Here is a 16,527-nt window from a genome sequence, read left to right on the forward strand (position 1 = left end):
GCTAGGGATCCGGACAGGGGGCGCTGGCCAGACTCTCTCCACGCAAGGGGTGCAGAACATGACAACAACAGAAGCGCCGTCGGCCCTCCCGTACAGGGAGGTGACCGACAGGAACGGTCGGACCTACCGAATAGGCGAGACCGACATCGACATCATGGGGCGTCGTCGCCGCTGGATGGTCATCCTGCCGTGGATCGGCATGATGGGCATTTCGTCGGCGGAGTACGCCTTCGCATCAGCCGAGGACACTCTCCACCATGCTCACGGCTGGAACAGCCTGCACATTTTCTGGATCATGGGTGTCTGGGTGTTCTTCCAGGCCGGCGTCGCCATGCCCGTCGGGCATCTGCGCGAGTCGGGCAGGTTCCCGGCGCGTCTGGCGATGATGTGGGGCGCCGTCGGTACGTTCCTGGGCTATCTCTCGCTCGCATACGCGGAGAATCCCATCTGGGCGTACATCGGCTTCGGCGCCTTCAGCGGCATGGGCGCGGGAGCGGTCTACGCGACCTGTGTGAACATGGTCGGCAAGTGGTATCCGGAACGAAAGGGCGGCAAGACCGGTTTCGTCAACGGCGGTTTCGCCTACGGCTCGGTGCCCTTCGTGTACATCTTCACCGGGTTCATGGACCTGCACAACTTCAAGTGGGTCCTGGTGAGTGTGGGCGTCTTCCTGGCCCTCGTGGTCGCGGCCGCCGGCTGGTTCTTCAAGGACCCGCCGAAGAACTGGTGGCCGGCGGACGTCGACCCGCTGAAGGCGCCGGACGACAAGCGGACCCGCCGGGCCCTGGAGAAGAACCCGCCGGCGGTCAAGCAGTACACCCCCAGGGAGGCCCTCCAGACGGGCCGCGTGCCTCTCATGTGGTTCTGCCTGCTGTGCACCTCAGGCGTGAACATCTTCGGAATCGCCTTCCAGGTGCCCTTCGGTGACGACATGGGCTTCGCCGGCGGCATCGTCGCCACCGCCATGTCGCTGAAGGCCATCGTCAACGGCACCGGCCGCGGCGTGATCGGCTGGCTGTCCGACATGTACGGACGCAAGCAGTGCCTGATCTTCGTCTGCGTGGTGCTCGGTCTGTCACAGTTCGGCGTCCTGCTGTCCGGACAGGCTGGGTCGATGCCGCTGTTCCTGGTCTGCTCGATGATCTCCGGTTTCGGCGGCGGAGCGATCTTCCCACTGTTCGCGGCGCTGACCGCCGACTACTTCGGTGAGAACAACAACGCCACCAACTACGGCCTGATCTACAGCTCGAAGCTGCTGTCCGGTCTCGCAGGCGCGGGCCTCGGCTCGCTCGTGGTCGCGTCGTGGGGATACGGCGGTGCGTTCGGCCTCGCCGGTGGCACCTCGCTGTTCGCGGGCGCCGTCGCCCTGTTCCTGCATCAGCCGGGACGGCCGAAGAGGTCGCTGATCAAGCCCAATCCGCAGCCGATAGGCGGCGAATGAGGTAACTGAGGAGGACAGAACCAGCAGCTGCCGGGCCACCCGCTCCCCATGGGTTGCCCGGCAGCTGTCTTTGTGCTCAATGCCCGCGGGTCCGAAGTGACCGCAGATGCCCGGCCGAACGGCGGGCGGTCCTGAAGGAGTCCTCCGGCTGGTCGTGCTCGACCAGCCAGTTGTGCTTCTTCCCGCCGTGGGTCCGGCCGACCTTCGTCAGGAAGCGCTGGTAGTCGATGTCGCCGTCGCCGACGTCCACCATCCGGTAGCCGTCGTCGGACGTCTCGTCGTGCTCCCCGTCCTTCACGTGGAAGAGCGGGTAGCGCTCCGGCTGCTTCAGCACGTACTCGACCGGTTCGAAGGGCGCCGGTGTGCCGTCCGGGCGGACGCTGAAGCGGTACTGGCCGGCGTAGGCCCAGTAGATGTCCATCTCCAGGTACACCAGTTCGGGGTCGGTCTCGGCGAGCAGCACGTCGTACAGGCGCACGTCCGGGCGGTCCTCTGCGAAGCCGAACTCCATCTGGTGGTTGTGCTGGTAGAACTTCAGGCCGCGCTTCCTCGCCGCGGCCCCGTATCTGTTGAAGTCCTCCGCCGCGCGCTTCCACCCGTCGACGGTGCGGCCGTAGCGGTCGGGGCTCGATGCCGTGCCCACATGGGGAAGCCCGAGCGCGGCGGCGTCGTCGACCACCTTCTCCAGCTGGGTGTCGAAGGTGTAGTCGTCCGGGTTGCCGGAGTAGTAGCCGACGTGGCTGCCGATGCCGCGCAGCCCGTACTCGCGCAGCAGCTTGCGCAGTTCGGCCAGGGAGATGTCCCCGGTCCCCTGGCTGTAGCCGGCGAACTCGACCTGTTCGTAGCTGTAGCGGGACAGTTCCTCGAAGACCGCGGCGAAGCCGAGCGAGGCCACCTTGTCGCGCAAGGTGTAGAGCTGGATGCCCAACCGGCCCATGGGAACGGCCGGTTCGCAGCGGCCGTGTGCCGCGCCGGTGCGGGTCGCGGCGTGTGCCGTGCCCCCGGCGCTGCCCAGCAGTGATGCCGCGGCGGCGCCGGCGGCGACACCGAGGAAGCCGCGGCGGCGCAGTCGTCGGGACAGCTCGGCGTCGGGGGTGTTCGTCGTACGTCTCATGTGTGCTCTCCCAGTGCGAGGTTGACGAGCAGGGACTTGACGTCGGTGGCGGGTAGCGGGCCGGAGCCTTCGGCCACGCCGGGGCGTGAGCAGATGAAGACGGGCCCTTCGTCGCTGCGTCCGGGAAGCCGGCCGTGGCTGCCGCGCACCGGTGAGGGGTCGAGGGGTACGACCGCCATGCGGTAGCGCATGCCGGTCTTCTTGCGCGCGAGCGCGGTGGCGGCACGCAGACGCACATACGGGTCGAGGGGGTCCATGAACAGCTCGGCCGGGTCGTAGCCGGGCTTGCGGTGGATCTCGACCAGCCGGGCGAAGTCGGGGGCGTGGGCGTCGTCAAGCCAGTAGTAGTAGGTGAACCAGGCGCGGGGCTCGGCGACGGCGACGAGTTCGCCGGAGCGCGGGTGGTCCAGGTGGTGCGCCTTCTTGCCGCGCTCGTCGAGGACTTCGGCGACTCCCTGCAGGGACTCCACCACGGCCCGGGCCGCGTCCAGGTCGGCGGGATCGCGCACGTAAATGTGGGCGAGCTGATGGTCGACGACGGCGAAGGCACGCGAAGTGGTGGGGTCCAGGTACTCCATGCCGTCCTGGGTGTGCACTTCGAGCAGGCCCTCGCGGCGCAGCGCCCGGTTGATGTCGACGGCGCGGTCGACTCGGGTGATGCCGTATTCGGAGAGCGCGACGACCGTGCGTCCCTCGGCGTCCGCGTCGTCGAGCAACGGGGCGAGCACGGCATCGAGTTCGGCGGCGGCGCGGTGGGAGCGGGGATCGTCGGGTCCGTAGCGCTGGAGGTCGTAGTCGAGGTGCGGGACGTAGCAGAGGGCGAGGTCGGGACGGCGGGTGCGCAGCAGATGCCGCGTGGCCTCGGTGATCCAGCGGGAGGAGACGAGGTCTGCTCCGGGTCCCCAGAAGTGGAAGAGGGGGAACGTGCCGAGGGCGTCGGTGAGTTCGTCGTGGAGTGCGGGCGGCCGGGTGTAGCAGTCGGGCTCCTTGCGTCCGTCGGCGTAGTAGACGGGACGCGGCGTGACCGTCCAGTCGGTGCCGGCTCCCATGGCGTACCACCAGCAGACGTTGGCGACGGTGTAGCCGGGGTGGCGGGCGCGGGCGGCGTCCCACAGCTTCTCGCCGGAGACGAGGGCGTTGTGCTGACGCCACAGCAGCACCTCGCCGAGTTCGCGGAAGTACCAGCCGTTGCCGACGATTCCGTGCTCCTGCGGCGTGAGGCCCGTAAGGAACGTGGACTGCGCGGCGCAGGTGACGGCCGGCAGCACCGTGCCCAGCGGCCGGTAGCTTCCCTCGCCTGCCATGGCACTCAACCGGGGCATGTGGGTGAGAAGTTGAGGGGTCAGTCCGACGACGTCCAGGACGAGCAGCGGATTCGGTGCCTGCCCGTGTCTGCGGGGCCGGGGGGAACCCGGGTCCTGCCGGGCGTCGTTCATGGCAGCTCCTTCAGGCCGAGGGCGGTCAGCATCTCCCGGGCCACGTCGAGTTCGGCCGCGATCCCGTCCGCCAGCTGTGAGCGGGTGCGGGGCCGCAGACCGTGCGGGAGGGCCTGCCAGGTGTAGGTCTCCACCTCCAGATGGCGTGTCAGCGGGGCCGCCCCGCCGACGAGCCGGGTGAGCGCCGCCTCCAGGACGTCGAGCGTGGAGGTCAGCGGCGGCTCCGGCGGCGCGTGCAGCGGTACGTGGAAGTGCGAGCGCCAGGGGACGGAGTCCGGCAGGGTTCCGGGCCGCAGGGCCTCGCCGAGGTCGTCGGTGCCGCGCACTCCGGCGGCGGTCAGCGCGCGGGTCTGGTGGAGGAAGCGGGGTTCGTCGAATGCTCCGAGAGCCGCCGGAACTCCGTCGGCCGCCGGGTGTTCGGCGTGGAGCGCCGCGGAGAGCTGACTCTTCACGACGGGCACGTGCGCTTCGGCGAGGGCGTCCAGGGCCCGGCCGGGCTCCTCGAACTGGGTGGCCAGATGGCAGGTGTCGACGCATACGCCGATGCGGTGTGCGGGCGGGGCGTCCTCCCCGCCGAGCACCTCCAGCGCGTCGGCGGTCGTCTCCACCGTGCAGCCCGGCTCGGGTTCCAGGCCGACGCGGATGCTGCGTCCGGTCGTCTCCTCCAGCGCGTCGAGGCGTGCGGCGAGCGTGCCGAGGGCGGACAGTGCCGTGCGGCGCCGCGCGGGTGTGAAGCCTTCGCGCCAGGCCAGCGGCAGTGTGGAGACGGTGCCTTCGGCGACGTCGTCCGGAAGCAGCAGGGTGAGGAGCCGCGCCAGTTCGGCGGTGTGCTCCAGCCGTTCGGGCTCGGTCCAATCGGGCCTGTAGACGCGGTACTTGACGCGTTCCGCCCCGAACCCCTGGTAGGGGAAGCCGTTGAGGGTGACGACCTCGAGGCCGCGGCGGTCGAGCTCGGCGCGCAGTGCCCTCACGTCCGAAGGGTCGGCGCTGAGTCTGCGTACGGCGTCGCGGGCAAGCCACAGGCCGATGCCGAGACGGTCGCGGTGCAGTCGGCGGCGTACCGGTTCGGCGTGCTCGCGCAGTTGGTTCATGACGCCGTCGAGGTCCTCGGCGGCGTGCACGTTGGTGCAGTAGGCGAGGTGGACGGTCGAGCCGTCGGGGTGCCGGAAGCGCATGTCAGCCGATCCCCCTCATTCCCCGCCGCGCAGAATGGAGTTGCCCTCGTGCGTGGCCGGTGCGGTCGGTGTCGCCGGTTCGAGTTCTGGCTCCAGGCGGCCGCTCTGCCCGTAGAAGGCGACGGGGTTGCGCCACAGCACCTGGTCGACCTCGTCGTCGGTGAAGCCGGCGTCGAGCATCGCGTCGCCCACGGCGCGGGTCTTGAGCGGATCGCTGCGGCCCCAGTCCGCCGCGGAGTTGACCAGGACGCGGTCGGTGCCGTGCAGGCGCAGCAGCCGCACCATGCGGGCCTCGTCCATCTTGGTGTCGGGGTAGATGGAGAAGCCCATCCAGCAGCCCGAGTCGGCGGCTGCCCCGACCGTGGCCTCATTGAGGTGGTCGAGCACGACGCGCTCCGGCGGCAGGGCGGACTCGCGAAGGACGTCGAGGGTGCGCCTCAGTCCCGCGGCCTTGTCGCGGTGCGGGGTGTGCACGAGGGCGGGCAGGCCGTGGTCGGCGGCGAGTTGGAGCTGTGCGGCCAGCGCGGTGTCCTCGGCCGGCGTCATCGAGTCGTAGCCGATCTCGCCCACGGCGACGACGCCGTCCTTGACGAGGTAGCGGGGCAGTTCGTCGAGTACGGGCACGCAGCGGGGGTCGCCCGCCTCCTTGGGGTTGAGGGCGATGGTGCAGTGGTGGGCGATGCCGTGCTGGGCGGCGCGGAAGGGCTCCCAGCCGAGGAGGGAGTCGAAGTAGTCGTAGAAGGATCCGGGCGAAGTGCGGGGCTGGCCGAGCCAGAAGGAGGGTTCGACGAGGGCGCGCACGCCCGCTTCGTACATGGCGGTGTAGTCGTCGGTGGTCCGCGAGGTCATGTGGATGTGCGGGTCGAAGATGCGCATCAGGACTCCTCGGGCGGGTGCGCGGGGGCGGGTTCCTCCGGTGCGCCGGTGCTGCCGGGCGGGCCCGCCGGTCCCGTCAGGTCGAGGGCGCGGTGCAGATCCGCGGGAACGGGGCGGCCGGCGGAGGTGCGTTCGTGGGCGAAGTCGGTGAGCATCCTGGCCAGTTCGGCATCGCCGCGAGCACGGCGCGCCAGGCCGGCGACGGCGTCGAGGGGAACGGAGGTGAACAGGCATTTCAGCACCGCGTGCCGCCAGCCGTGCCGGTCGAGATGCGCGGCTGCGTACGGGCCGACGGCGGCGGCGACGAGGGTGGTGTCGTTGGCGCGCAGCGCGTCCTCGACCAGCGGCAGCGCCTCCGGTGCGGCACCCGCGGGCAGCAGGGGCAGTGCGTGCAGCACGGCGGCACGTTCGGCTGCGGTGCCCTGCCGGTACAGGCGCGTGAGGGTGTCCGTGCCGGCGCCTGCCGCGTGCAGCAGAAGGACGCGGGCGTCGCCTACGGCCGTACGTCCGCAGTGGCGTCCCGCCGAGGCGAAGTGCAGTTCCCAGGCGGTGTTCCCGGGCGCGCGAGACGCCTCGGCCAGCGCCTCGCGGAGCCAGGTGCGGCCGGTGTCGTCCAGGTGACAGTCGAGCCTGTCCTCGATGCCCTGGAGCGTGGGGTGTTCGTCCGCGTGGGGAAGCCGCGGGGCGGCGGGATCCGGGTCGTGAGGGGCACGGGGATTCAGCATGGTGCGGCTCTTCTCTCCTTCTCGGGCAGCAGGCGTTCCGCGGCTCCCCCGGGCCCGGCTCCGCCGCCGGCACGTACCGCCTCGGCCTCGGCCTGCCGCAGGAAGCGGAGGGCGTCGCGGGCGCAGTCGGGGCCGGCATGCGAGTGGCGGGGCAGTTCGACGGTGACCAGCCCGGCGTACCGTGCCTCGCGCAGCGCGGCGAGGACCGGGGGCACATCCAACTCCCCCTCGCCGAACGGGAGATGTTCGTGAACGCCGCGCCGCATGTCCTCGATCTGCACATGCCGCAGCCAGGGGGCGGCGGCCCGTACGCACTCGTGCGGCGGCTCGGACTCCAGGCACAGGCAGTGCCCGACGTCCAGGGTCAGACCGAGGCCTTCCGGATAGCCGAGTCCGGAGCGAAGCCGGTGGAACGCCGCCAAGTCGCCCAGCAGATGCCCCGGTTCGGGCTCGACGGCCAGCGCCACGCCCGCGGCCCGCGCCGCCGAGAGCAGCGCGTCGACGCCGTCGACGAAGCGGGGCCAGGCGGTGTGCGCGTCGGCGCCCTTCGGCAGGGTGCCGCTGAAGAAGTGCACGGCGTGCGCGCCGAGATCGGCGGCGACGCGTACGGCCTTGAGCAGCAACTCCAGTCGCGCGGAGCGGGCTTCGGGTTCCGGGTCCAGGAGGGTGGGGTGGTGCTTGCGGCGGGGGTCGAGCACGTAGCGGGCTCCGGTCTCCACCGTCACGGACAGCCCGTGCCGGTCGAGTGCCCTGCCCACGGCGGCGGTCCGCCGCGCCAGGTCGGGTGCGAGCGGGTCGAGATGCATGTGGTCGAGGGTGAGTCCCACGCCGTCGTAGCCCAGGTCCGCGAGGACGGCGAGGGCGTCAACGAGCCTGAGATCGGCCAGGCCGTTGGTGCCGTACGCGTAGCGCAGGCCGGGGCGCTGTGGGTCCTGTGCGGTCGGGGTCATGTGGGGCTGACCTTCCGTGAGAGCCGGGCGGCCGACGGCAGCAGTGCGAGGACCAGGGCGGCCGCTCCGGGCCGTCCCGCACGCGCGCCCAGCGCGGCCTGGAGCGGGATCGTGGCGCGGATTCCGCCTCCGACGGCGCCCTGCAGCAGCGGGGGCGACGGGTTGAGGACGGCGTGGACGAGCGGGCGCGCGGCTGTGGCCGCGTATGCCGCGGCCATCAGCGCCCCGACGCGGCCTGTCGCACCGCCACGAGCGCGCCCGGCGGCTCCCCCGGCGACGGCCGCGACCGCTCCGACGGCGCCCAGCGCGGCGAGGGGCACCGCCGATGACCCGCCGAGCGTCTCCCGTCGCGAGACGGTCGTCACGGCGAAGGTGTGGGCTCCGAGCAGTCCGGCGGCCTGCAGCACCTCGCCGGGCACGCCGAGCGGGCGGCGGGCAGGGTGCGCGGAGGCGGACACGGTGGCCGCCGCGCCCATGACGAGGTCGAGGCCGCGGGCGGCGGCCATCGCCGCGGGCCCCAACGCGGTGTGCTTGAGCCGCAGGTCGTAGGCCCAGACGGTGCCGGCCAGCGCGGTGGCCGTGAGCAGCGCTCCGCGGCCCGCCGCTGCGGCCATGCCGAGTCCCGCGGCCGTCAGCGCGGCCCCGGCCGTCAGCGCCCGTGCCGGGGTGATGCGTCCGGACGGGATCGGGCGTCCGGGGCGTTCGACCGCGTCGATGTGCCGGTCCGAGTAGTCGTTGAGGGCCATGCCCGCCTCGTACAGGCACAGCGACGATGCGGCCGCCAGGACCGTGCGTCGGTTCGGCCTGTGCCCGGCTGCCGCGGCGCCCGCGATCGCGTCACCGGGCACCGTGAACAGGGCCGATACGCGCAGGAGTTCGGCCCAGGCGCCAGCACCGGAGCCGCCGGGTTCGCGCGTCGCGCCTCCGCCCCTCACGCGAGCGCCCGCAGCCGGCCGGCCAGGGCAAGCAGTTCGTGCCACTGCCTTGGCAGGTCCGCGGGTCCGATGTCGGGATCCTTGAAGTAGAACCCGAGCCCGTCGACTGCTCCCCCGATGCCGGCCTCGTGGGCGCGGGCGACGATGCGCGCGAGGTCGAGGACGAGGGGCGCCGCGAGGGCCGAGTCGCAGCCCTGCCAAATGGTCTGAAGGACCATGCGGGAGCCGAGGAAGCCGTCGAAGGCGACGTGGTCCCAGGCCGTCTTCCAGTCCCCGAGCGCCGGGACGTCGTCGATGTGCAGCTGACCCTCGGGCAACCCGCCGAGGTTGTCGGCGAGCACGCGCTCCTTGCCGGCGTTCTTCGCGGCGGCCGCTCCGGGGTCGGCCAGCGCCGCCCCGTCGCCCCCGCCGAGCAGATTGGTGCCCGACCAGGCGCGTACGGGCAGCGCGCGCTGCGCGAACATCGGCGCGAGCACGGAACGCAGCAGCGTCTGACCGGTCTTGCCGTCGCGGCCCGCGTGCGGCAGTCCGCAGCGGCGGGCCTCCTCGCGCAGCGATGGGTGGTGCAGCCCGGTGGACGGCGTGAAGTTCACATACGCGCATCCCGCGCGAAGAGCGGCGGCCGCGTAGCGGGAGCTCGGGGGCAGCGCGGCATCGTCGTCGGCGGAAACGCCTTCCGTGGAGGCGACGTTGACCACGACCGTGCGGGCGAGCGCGTTGTCCCGGGCGAAGTCTCCGAGGTCGGCGGCGAAGGAGCGGATCAGTTCGTCCTCGTCGCGGGGGTCTTGGGGCAACGGGCCGCCGGGACGTATGCACGCATCGGCGGCGGCGAGTCCGTCGTGCACGGCGGCGGGGAGGCCGTGCGGGAGGACACCGGCCGCGACGAGTTGTTCGGCGCGCTTGGGCAGCGGGCACGACGCCGTGTCGTGGCCCCCGAAGACCAGCCGCCCCAGCGGTGGCAGGCCGCATCCGGCGAAGGCGGCGGTCTCGGTGACCATGCCGGTCGGGGGATGCATCCCGGAGGCGAGAGCGGCGCAGCCGGCGATCGCCGTGGTGGCGACGGAGCCGCGTGCTCCGATGAGCCATACGCCGGTGCGGGCGCCGTCCGGGGTGGCGTCGGGCTGGTTCGCATTGACTTCGGTCACGGCCTGCCTCCGCTGTGAGGGGGTGTACGGGTGGACCGGGGTGTCGCGGGTGTGACGCGGTGAGGGGGTTCCGAACGGCGCCGCACGGAACCGGAGTTGCACCTGCCGGAGTCGTGACGGAGCTGGTCGGGACGAGCGGGCGCAGGCCGGTGCCGTTCCGGTCCGGCGCGATCGGGGGTGCGGCGCCCGGGCCGGGCACCGCACCGTTCACGGCTGGGGCGGCGGGGAGGAGTCGGCGTTCTCCTCGCCCGCCGCCTGTACGGGTCCGCGGCCCCCCTCGGACCGTCGGACACCGTGAGGACGGACCGCAGGCTGCGGCCCGTCATCCGGCGTGTGCCGGACGGCGGTTCACATTCGGACGCGGTCCCGACCGCCACCGGGCGGTGGGGCGCGGCCGGGCACTCGGCTCAGTGCTCGCCTCCCTCGTGAGCCCTGTCGCCGGAGCCCGTGGCGGGCGCCAGTTGGCGCAGCCTGATGTCGCGGAAGGCCACGTCGTCGCCGTCGCCGTGGTTCTGCAGGCCGATGTGGCCGTCGGTCAGGCTGCGTGCGGGGTCGGTGTTGGTGAAGTCGTTGACGCGTGTTCCGTTGAGCCAGACCTGGAGCCGTTCGCCCTCGACGCGGATCTCGTAGGTGTTCCACTCCCCGGGCGGGTTGAGCGCCGCGTCACGGGCCTCGAGGTCGGCCGACTGGAATCCGTAGACGGAGCCGGTCGTCTTCTCCGGCACGTCCGTCGCGTCGATCTGGATCTCGTAGCCGTTGTCGACCGCGGACCACGGATCGTCCGAGGCGGGAAAGCCCACGAAGACACCGGAGTTGTCGTCCCCGGCCATCTTCCAGTCGAACTTCAGCGAATAACTGCCCTGTTGCTCGGCCTGGTACCACAACAGGCCCATCCCGCCGACAGTTCGCAGGGTCCCGTCGTCGCTCTCCTCGAAGTGACCGGGCCCGGCCTGCTTCCACTGGTCGAGCCCGGTGCCGCTGTCGTAGACGGCCGTATAGCCGTTCTCCGGACGGCAGTCGGCCTGCGCGGTCCCGGTTGCCCACCGCACGCCGCCGAGCAGATGCGTACGGAACGCCTCGTCCGCGTAGGACTCCTTGGTGTGTCCGCCACCGGTGTAGAAGGCCCGGCCACCGCCGTACTCCTGGCACCAGGCAATGGGGTGATCGCCGCCCATGGTGCCGCCCGTGTACGAGCCTTCGTCGAGGGCCGCCAGGACGTGGACGTTCTCCCGCGGGTTCGAGCGGTAGTTGTACCACTCGTCGGTGCGTTCCCAGGCCGTGCCCAGATGGGAGGTGGCCGGGTTGGCCCGGTCCTCGACGTCGACGGTGGCGGGCTGGATCGCGGGGTGCGAGTCGAACCACGCGCCCACGAGCCCGCCGTACCACGGCCATTCGTACTCGGTGTCCGCCGCCGCGTGCACTCCGACGTAGCCGCCTCCGTCCTCGACGTACCCCTCGAAGGCGGCCTGCTGCGGCTCGTTGAGCACGTCGCCGGTCGTGGAGAGGAAGACCACCGCGTCGTAGGCGGCGAGACGTCCCGGGGTGAAGACGCCGGCGTCCTCCGTGGCGTCCACGGTGAATCCGTTCTGCTCACCGAGCTGCCTCAACGCCTCGATCCCGTCGGGGATGGAGTCGTGCCGGAAGCCGGCGGTCTTGGAGAAGACCAGCACGGATTCGCCTTCATGCGGCGGCTTCTTCTGCGCGGCGGCCTGCACCGGAACCGCTGCCGTCGCCGTCAGCAGCAGCGCCGAGGCGGCGGTGAGGGCCGCACGTGTCGTGCGCGCCCTGCGTGCCGGGCGAGCGGTGCGTGATCTGCGTGTTCGTCTCATGTGCTCTCCTCCTCTCAGCCGGTGGTGACCTTGAAGCTGTCCAGGTCGTACAGGTCGCCCGCGCCGCCCTTGAAGACCAGGCAGAGCTTGCCGGTGCCCTGTGGCGCGTTCTCGATGGATGTGCTCACGTCCCGCCAGCCGTCGCCGGTACCGACGTCGGCGGTGCCGAGCAGGGTGCCGTCCGGGCCGCCCGCACGTACCTCGACGGTGCCGCTCGCGCTGCCGCTGCTCTTGACGCGCGCGGACAACTCGGTGACGTGCTCGCTGACATACGGGTCGAAGGAGATCCACTGGCCGTCGTTCACGCCCGTCACCGCCCGTCCACCCTCGGCGCCCTCGGCGTCGGCGACGGTCACACCGTCGGCCGAGGTGGTGAAGTGCTCGGCCTGCCGGTGCTCGGGCTGGAGGATGCTCTGGTCGTGACTGGTCAGCGGGTCCTGGCCGCCGCCTCCGTTGTCGGTGTACGACGCGTCGAAGACCCCGAAGATGTCGGCGTTCGGGTCGTGTTCGCCGTCCGCGCTGGTCTTGATGGTTCCGGAGCAGCCCTTGGCCGAGGTGATCGGGTGGCCGTGGCTGTCGTGGCCGAGACCGTAACTGACCTCGACCTTGGAGCAGTCGATGTCGCCGTCCTCCGGGTCGGTCACCTCCACCTTGAAGGGCACCTCATCGCCGAAGCTGAACGGCTGCCCGTCCTGCGGCAGTTGGAGCTGCACCGTCGGCGCGGTGTTCCCCACGGTGACGATGACACTCGCGCTGCCTGTGCGGCCGCCCGGGTCGGTTGCCGTCACGGTCGCGGAGTAGGTGCCGTTCTCGGTGTACGTGTGCGTCGGGTTCGCCTCGTCGGAAGTGGCGCCGTCACCGAAGTCCCAGCTGTAGCTGAGCTCGTCACCGTCGGCGTCGCTGCTGCCCTCGGAGGAGAAGGCGACCTCCAGCGGCGCCTGTCCGCTGGTCCTGTCCGACTTGGCCTCCGCGATGGGGCTGTGGCCGTCGGTGGCGTTCTCGATCCGGTAGACCGCCGAGTGCTCGTCACCGTTGAAGAAGCCGGTGCCGTAGTCGAGCACGTACAGCGCACCGTCCGGGCCGAACTCCATGTCCATCACCTGAGTGCCGCTCCAGGGGAAGGAGTTGATGGACGTGACGCCTCCCGAGGCGTCCTGCTCGATCCGCTTGATCCACCGCCGCCCGAACTCGCCCGCGAAGAAGTCCCCGTCGTACTCCTTGGGGAACTTCACAGCCGAGTCGAGGTTCTTGTCGTAGCGGTAGACGGGGCCTCCCATGGGCGACTCGGAACCGTCGCCGAACTCCGGTACGGACGCGCCGTCATAGGGGATCCAGGCCGCCTGCGCGGGCGGCAGATCGGTGAGGCCCGTGTTGTTGGGCGACTCGTTCTTCGGGGCCGCGCAGTCGAACTTCCCGCCGGACTCGCCACTGCCGAAGTCGTAGCCCGTGTAGGCATCGTTGTCGCCGGTGCAGTACGGCCAGCCGTAGTTCCCCGCCTCGGTGACCCGCGCGAACTCCACCTGTCCGGCGGGACCCCGGGCCGGGTCCGCCGCGCCGGCATCGGGGCCGTAGTCGCCGACGTAGACGATGCCCGTGGGCTTGTCGACGGTCATACGGAACGGGTTCCGGAAGCCCATCGCATAGATCTCGGGGCGTGTCTTCTCGGTGCCCGGCTCGAAGAGGTTGCCCTCCGGGATGCCGTACGAGCCGTCCTCCTTCACCGTGATGCGGAGGATCTTGCCGCGAAGGTCGTTGGTGTTGCCGCTGCTGCGCTGGGCGTCGAACGCAGGGTTGCGGTCGGCGCGTTCGTCGATCGGCGAGTACCCGTCCGACTGGAACGGGTTGGTGTCGTCGCCGGTGGACAGCAGCAGATTGCCGTCGGCGTCGAAGGCGATGTCGCCGCCGACGTGGCAGCACAGGCCGCGGCTGGCGGGGACTTCGAGGATCTTCTTCTCGCTGTCCGCGTCGAGGGTGCCGTCCTCGCCCAACTCGTACCGGGAGAGCCGGTTGACTCCGTCGAAGGGCCTGAAGTCGTCGGGGTTCCCGGTCTCGGGGGCGTCGCCCTCGGGGGTATTCAGGGGCGGCGCGTAGTAGAGGTAGACGAAGCGGTTGTCCTTGAAGTCGGGGTCCACGCCGACGCCTTGGAGCCCTTCCTCGTCGTGGCTGTAGACGGGGATCTGCCCGGCCACCTTCGTGGAGCCGCCCTTGTCGGTCAGCCTCAGCGTGCCGTCGCGCGAGGTGTGCAGCACCGAACTGTCGGGCAGCACGGCGAACGTCATCGGCTCGCCCGTCTCGGCGACCCCCTTGGCCAGGGTGACCTGCTGGAAGTCGGCGGCCTTCTTCGCGGCGGCCGCGCCCTTCGGCGCTTCCGGTGGCGAAGCCGCTTCCGATGCCGAAGCGGGGGCGGCGGAGAGCGAGAGGCCGCCGGCGACCAGGACGCCGGAGACCAGAAGGGCGATACGGGAGCGGAACGCGGCACGAGGCCGTCGCGGCCTGAGCGGCGAACGGCGCTGTCGTGGGTGTCTGTGGGGTCCGTAGGGCAGGGATGAGTAGCGGGTGATCCTGTGCACGCGACTCCTCCTGAGAGGGAGAACGGTGGGTGACCGAGGTGTCGTAGACCGTCGTGCTGGCACAGGCGCGCGCCGTCGCGCCGACTTGATCGCCGGTGTGGGGCCCGGGGATCACCGGATTGCGGATGTACCGGTCGTGCATGCGATCGAGGGGGAAAGCGGCTCATGTCCGGTACACCACAAGGACGTTAGCCATCTTCGTCCAATACGGAAACCCCTTTGGCACCGTCCAAGTCGGCTTCTTCCACCATGTGGACAAAGTGTGTGGGGGCGTTAACTCACGCAGCGTTGCGGCCAGCTGGGCCCCCGTGCGTTGCGCTCCCAGCGCCGACATGGGTTGCCGCACGGTGACGCGGGCCAGGTCACTGACACGTACTCAGGGCCGGAGTACGGGTGGAGACACTGGACAGCGAGTGTCACGTTCCGTGACGATGCGTGAGTTCAGGGTGCGCGGCGAGCGGGGGCTACTGGAGATGGTGGACGGCATCGGCGGGAACTCGTGCGCCGACGAAGGCCGCGGCGACGCGGCGAACGGCGGCGCCGAACCGGAGTCCTCGGACAGCCTCAAGGCGTTCGGCGAAGTACTGAAGTCATTCCGGAAGCGGGCCGGGCTGACCCAGGAGGAGTTCGCACCGCTGGTGCGTTACTCGCAGCCGACGGTCGCCTCGATCGAGCAGGGCCGGCGCTTCCCCCAGCCGGAGTTCGTGGAACGCGCCGAGGAGGTACTGGACGCGTTCGGAACACTGCGAGGAGCAGCACGGCACCTCTCCCGGCAACCGGGCCTGGCGAGCTGGTTTCGCCAGTGGGCGCGTCTGGAGGCCGAAGCGATCACGCTCAACACCTACGAATGCCGCCTGGTTCCAGGGCTGTTGCAGACGGAGGCGTACGCGCGGACGCTGTTCGTCAACCAGCTTCCACCGCTGGACGACGCGCAGATCCAGGCCCAGTGGGAAGCGCGTGCGCAACGCAAACGGCTGCTGACGGAGCGCCCGTCCACGGCGTACAGCTTCATCCTGGAGGAGCATCTGTTCCTGCGCCGCACGGGTGGGGTGGAGGTGACCCGGGGGCTCCTGGACCACGTGGTGCTCGTCGCCGAGCAGCGCAACGTGGAGATCCAGGTGATGCCGCTGGCCCACGGGGCCCATGCAGGCTTGGCCGGCCCCATGCAGCTCCTGGAGACACCGGAGCACCGCTGGTTCGCGTACAACGAGGCACAGCGAGGCGGCATCTTCGTCTCCGAGCCGAAGGAGCTGAGCGTGCTCCAGAAGAGGTATGCCAGGATGCGCTCTCAGGCCCTTGGCCTGGAGGACTCGAAGGCCCTCTTGGAGCGGATGCGGGGAGCGCTATGAGCACTACTGAACTGTCCTGGTTCAAGAGCAGCTACAGCAGCAGCGGTGACGGGGACTGCGTGGAGGTCGCCAGTTGCCCCGAGGCCATCCACGTCCGCGACTCCAAGAATAAGCAGGGCCCGCAACTCGCCCTTTCTCCAGCTGCCTGGGCCACATTCCTCAATGCATGCAGGCATACGTTGGTGATCACGCATCCGGAGGCGGCAGACGAGTAGCTGCTCAGTTTACTTTCAGCACTTCAAAAAGAGCTCGGAATAAGTCATGCTGCCCGAGCGAGCCAATCCCTGCCTTTGCTGGTGATTTCGAGCCACCAAAGTGCGCCTTGCGGTTCCCAGTCATAGGACTCGCAACCCTCGACGAATGTCTTGACAGCCTCATCCACAGAGCATGTCCAGGCCTCGAACCCGCGGTCTCCGAGATCACCAACCAGCATCAATTCCTGGTCCAGAAGGAAGCGGAACAGCTCGACAGTCGCCTCACGAGGGTCTTTTCGGGCTTGCGTACTACCTTCCCAACCGTACGCGATGACATTGTCGATGATGATCCAGTCGTCTTCCGCATCCCGCAGGACCTCAGCCACATGAGGCTGCAGCCATTCCTTCATCGGACCTCCTAGCTACGAATCGTCGCCGAGGCGGTGCAGCATTCTCTGCGCCTCCCGCAAAGGGAACCCGGTCCGAGTCCGGAACTCGTCGGCACCCAAGTGCTTACAGGTCGGGTCAGCCAACTCGCGGAGATTCTTCATCTGCTCTGCACCGATCACGACCCGGGTATCGGGAAAGGTGCGTTCGTCGCGGACGGCTGACAAAAGCTCTGGAAATCCGCTCCAGGTCACCTCGTCCTCCAGGAGGTAGGAGGCCTCATTGACCTCGCGGAGGACCGCTCGGAGCAGCGACCTGTCCTCGTCGCCGAGCTCCACGTTGCCCTCGGAAGTCTGCACCTCGATCACTTGTACCCACCCATCAAGTTCACCGAGGAAACC

The 16,527-nt window shown here is 70.2% G+C and carries 15 protein-coding genes; 3 read left to right on the plus strand and 12 right to left on the minus strand.

Annotated elements, in window-relative coordinates; translation table 11 throughout:
- Window positions 1-58: 58 nt before the first annotated feature.
- On the plus strand, window positions 59-1,441 hold the full coding sequence (locus I004_RS0106530; protein WP_028434816.1) for an OFA family MFS transporter: 1,383 nt from the start codon (window positions 59-61) through the stop codon (window positions 1,439-1,441).
- Window positions 1,442-1,517: 76 nt separating this feature from the next.
- Here I004_RS0106530 and I004_RS0106535 read toward each other — a convergent pair whose 3' ends face one another.
- The 10 genes from I004_RS0106535 to I004_RS0106580 form a co-directional block, all read right to left on the minus strand.
- On the minus strand, window positions 1,518-2,555 hold the full coding sequence (locus I004_RS0106535) for a sugar phosphate isomerase/epimerase family protein (RefSeq protein WP_028434817.1): 1,038 nt from the start codon (window positions 2,553-2,555) through the stop codon (window positions 1,518-1,520).
- Entirely contained in the window at window positions 2,552-3,991 is a 1,440-nt protein-coding gene (locus I004_RS0106540; RefSeq protein ID WP_028434818.1) for an alkaline phosphatase family protein, read from the minus strand. The genes I004_RS0106535 and I004_RS0106540 overlap by 4 nt, the downstream gene beginning before the upstream one ends.
- Window positions 3,988-5,166, minus strand: coding sequence for a metabolite traffic protein EboE (gene eboE / locus I004_RS0106545; RefSeq protein WP_028434819.1), 1,179 nt, complete (start codon window positions 5,164-5,166; stop codon window positions 3,988-3,990). Before eboE ends, I004_RS0106540 begins: the two co-directional genes overlap by 4 nt.
- A 15-nt stretch (window positions 5,167-5,181) precedes the next feature.
- Window positions 5,182-6,042, minus strand: a complete 861-nt coding sequence (locus I004_RS0106550; RefSeq protein WP_028434820.1) for a TatD family hydrolase — start codon at window positions 6,040-6,042, stop codon at window positions 5,182-5,184.
- Window positions 6,042-6,767, minus strand: a complete 726-nt coding sequence (locus I004_RS32590; protein ID WP_199779337.1) for an EboA domain-containing protein — start codon at window positions 6,765-6,767, stop codon at window positions 6,042-6,044. Before I004_RS32590 ends, I004_RS0106550 begins: the two co-directional genes overlap by 1 nt.
- Window positions 6,761-7,717 (minus strand): sugar phosphate isomerase/epimerase family protein, encoded by a 957-nt coding sequence (locus I004_RS0106560; protein WP_028434821.1) that lies wholly within the window; start codon window positions 7,715-7,717, stop codon window positions 6,761-6,763. The genes I004_RS32590 and I004_RS0106560 overlap by 7 nt, the downstream gene beginning before the upstream one ends.
- A complete protein-coding gene (locus I004_RS0106565) occupies window positions 7,714-8,652 on the minus strand; it encodes an SCO3242 family prenyltransferase (protein ID WP_051344762.1) in 939 nt (312 codons plus the stop codon). The genes I004_RS0106560 and I004_RS0106565 overlap by 4 nt, the downstream gene beginning before the upstream one ends.
- Entirely contained in the window at window positions 8,649-9,797 is a 1,149-nt protein-coding gene (locus I004_RS0106570) for an inositol-3-phosphate synthase (RefSeq protein ID WP_028434823.1), read from the minus strand. The genes I004_RS0106565 and I004_RS0106570 overlap by 4 nt, the downstream gene beginning before the upstream one ends.
- A gap of 407 nt (window positions 9,798-10,204) precedes the next feature.
- Entirely contained in the window at window positions 10,205-11,626 is a 1,422-nt protein-coding gene (locus I004_RS32595) for a ThuA domain-containing protein (protein ID WP_078510875.1), read from the minus strand.
- A gap of 14 nt (window positions 11,627-11,640) precedes the next feature.
- On the minus strand, window positions 11,641-14,169 hold the full coding sequence (locus tag I004_RS0106580; RefSeq protein ID WP_051344797.1) for a PQQ-dependent sugar dehydrogenase: 2,529 nt from the start codon (window positions 14,167-14,169) through the stop codon (window positions 11,641-11,643).
- 500 nt (window positions 14,170-14,669) lie between these two features.
- Here I004_RS0106580 and I004_RS0106585 point away from each other — a divergent pair, with 500 nt between their 5' ends.
- On the plus strand, window positions 14,670-15,545 hold the full coding sequence (locus tag I004_RS0106585) for a Scr1 family TA system antitoxin-like transcriptional regulator (RefSeq protein ID WP_078510895.1): 876 nt from the start codon (window positions 14,670-14,672) through the stop codon (window positions 15,543-15,545).
- Window positions 15,542-15,760 (plus strand): DUF397 domain-containing protein, encoded by a 219-nt coding sequence (locus tag I004_RS38015; protein ID WP_078510876.1) that lies wholly within the window; start codon window positions 15,542-15,544, stop codon window positions 15,758-15,760. Before I004_RS0106585 ends, I004_RS38015 begins: the two co-directional genes overlap by 4 nt.
- A gap of 44 nt (window positions 15,761-15,804) precedes the next feature.
- Here I004_RS38015 and I004_RS0106590 read toward each other — a convergent pair whose 3' ends face one another.
- On the minus strand, window positions 15,805-16,149 hold the full coding sequence (locus I004_RS0106590; protein ID WP_028434826.1) for a hypothetical protein: 345 nt from the start codon (window positions 16,147-16,149) through the stop codon (window positions 15,805-15,807).
- A 12-nt stretch (window positions 16,150-16,161) separates the two neighbouring features.
- Window positions 16,162-16,494, minus strand: coding sequence for a hypothetical protein (locus tag I004_RS0106595; protein ID WP_028434827.1), 333 nt, complete (start codon window positions 16,492-16,494; stop codon window positions 16,162-16,164).
- Between the last annotated feature and the right edge of the window lie 33 nt (window positions 16,495-16,527).

This window comes from Streptomyces sp. TAA486 (assembly GCF_000426165.1).

What these genes read in the sequence shown, in the direction of transcription:
- I004_RS0106530 (WP_028434816.1), top strand. Translation starts at nt 59, where the DNA reads ATGACAACAACAGAAGCGCCGTCGGCCCTCCCGTACAGGGAGGTGACC.
- I004_RS0106535 (WP_028434817.1), bottom strand. Translation starts at nt 2,555, where the DNA reads ATGAGACGTACGACGAACACCCCCGACGCCGAGCTGTCCCGACGACTG.
- I004_RS0106540 (WP_028434818.1), bottom strand. Translation starts at nt 3,991, where the DNA reads ATGAACGACGCCCGGCAGGACCCGGGTTCCCCCCGGCCCCGCAGACAC.
- eboE (WP_028434819.1), bottom strand. Translation starts at nt 5,166, where the DNA reads ATGCGCTTCCGGCACCCCGACGGCTCGACCGTCCACCTCGCCTACTGC.
- I004_RS0106550 (WP_028434820.1), bottom strand. Translation starts at nt 6,042, where the DNA reads ATGCGCATCTTCGACCCGCACATCCACATGACCTCGCGGACCACCGAC.
- I004_RS32590 (WP_199779337.1), bottom strand. Translation starts at nt 6,767, where the DNA reads ATGCTGAATCCCCGTGCCCCTCACGACCCGGATCCCGCCGCCCCGCGG.
- I004_RS0106560 (WP_028434821.1), bottom strand. Translation starts at nt 7,717, where the DNA reads ATGACCCCGACCGCACAGGACCCACAGCGCCCCGGCCTGCGCTACGCG.
- I004_RS32595 (WP_078510875.1), bottom strand. Translation starts at nt 11,626, where the DNA reads ATGAGACGAACACGCAGATCACGCACCGCTCGCCCGGCACGCAGGGCG.
- I004_RS0106585 (WP_078510895.1), top strand. Translation starts at nt 14,670, where the DNA reads ATGGTGGACGGCATCGGCGGGAACTCGTGCGCCGACGAAGGCCGCGGC.
- I004_RS38015 (WP_078510876.1), top strand. Translation starts at nt 15,542, where the DNA reads ATGAGCACTACTGAACTGTCCTGGTTCAAGAGCAGCTACAGCAGCAGC.
- I004_RS0106590 (WP_028434826.1), bottom strand. Translation starts at nt 16,149, where the DNA reads ATGAAGGAATGGCTGCAGCCTCATGTGGCTGAGGTCCTGCGGGATGCG.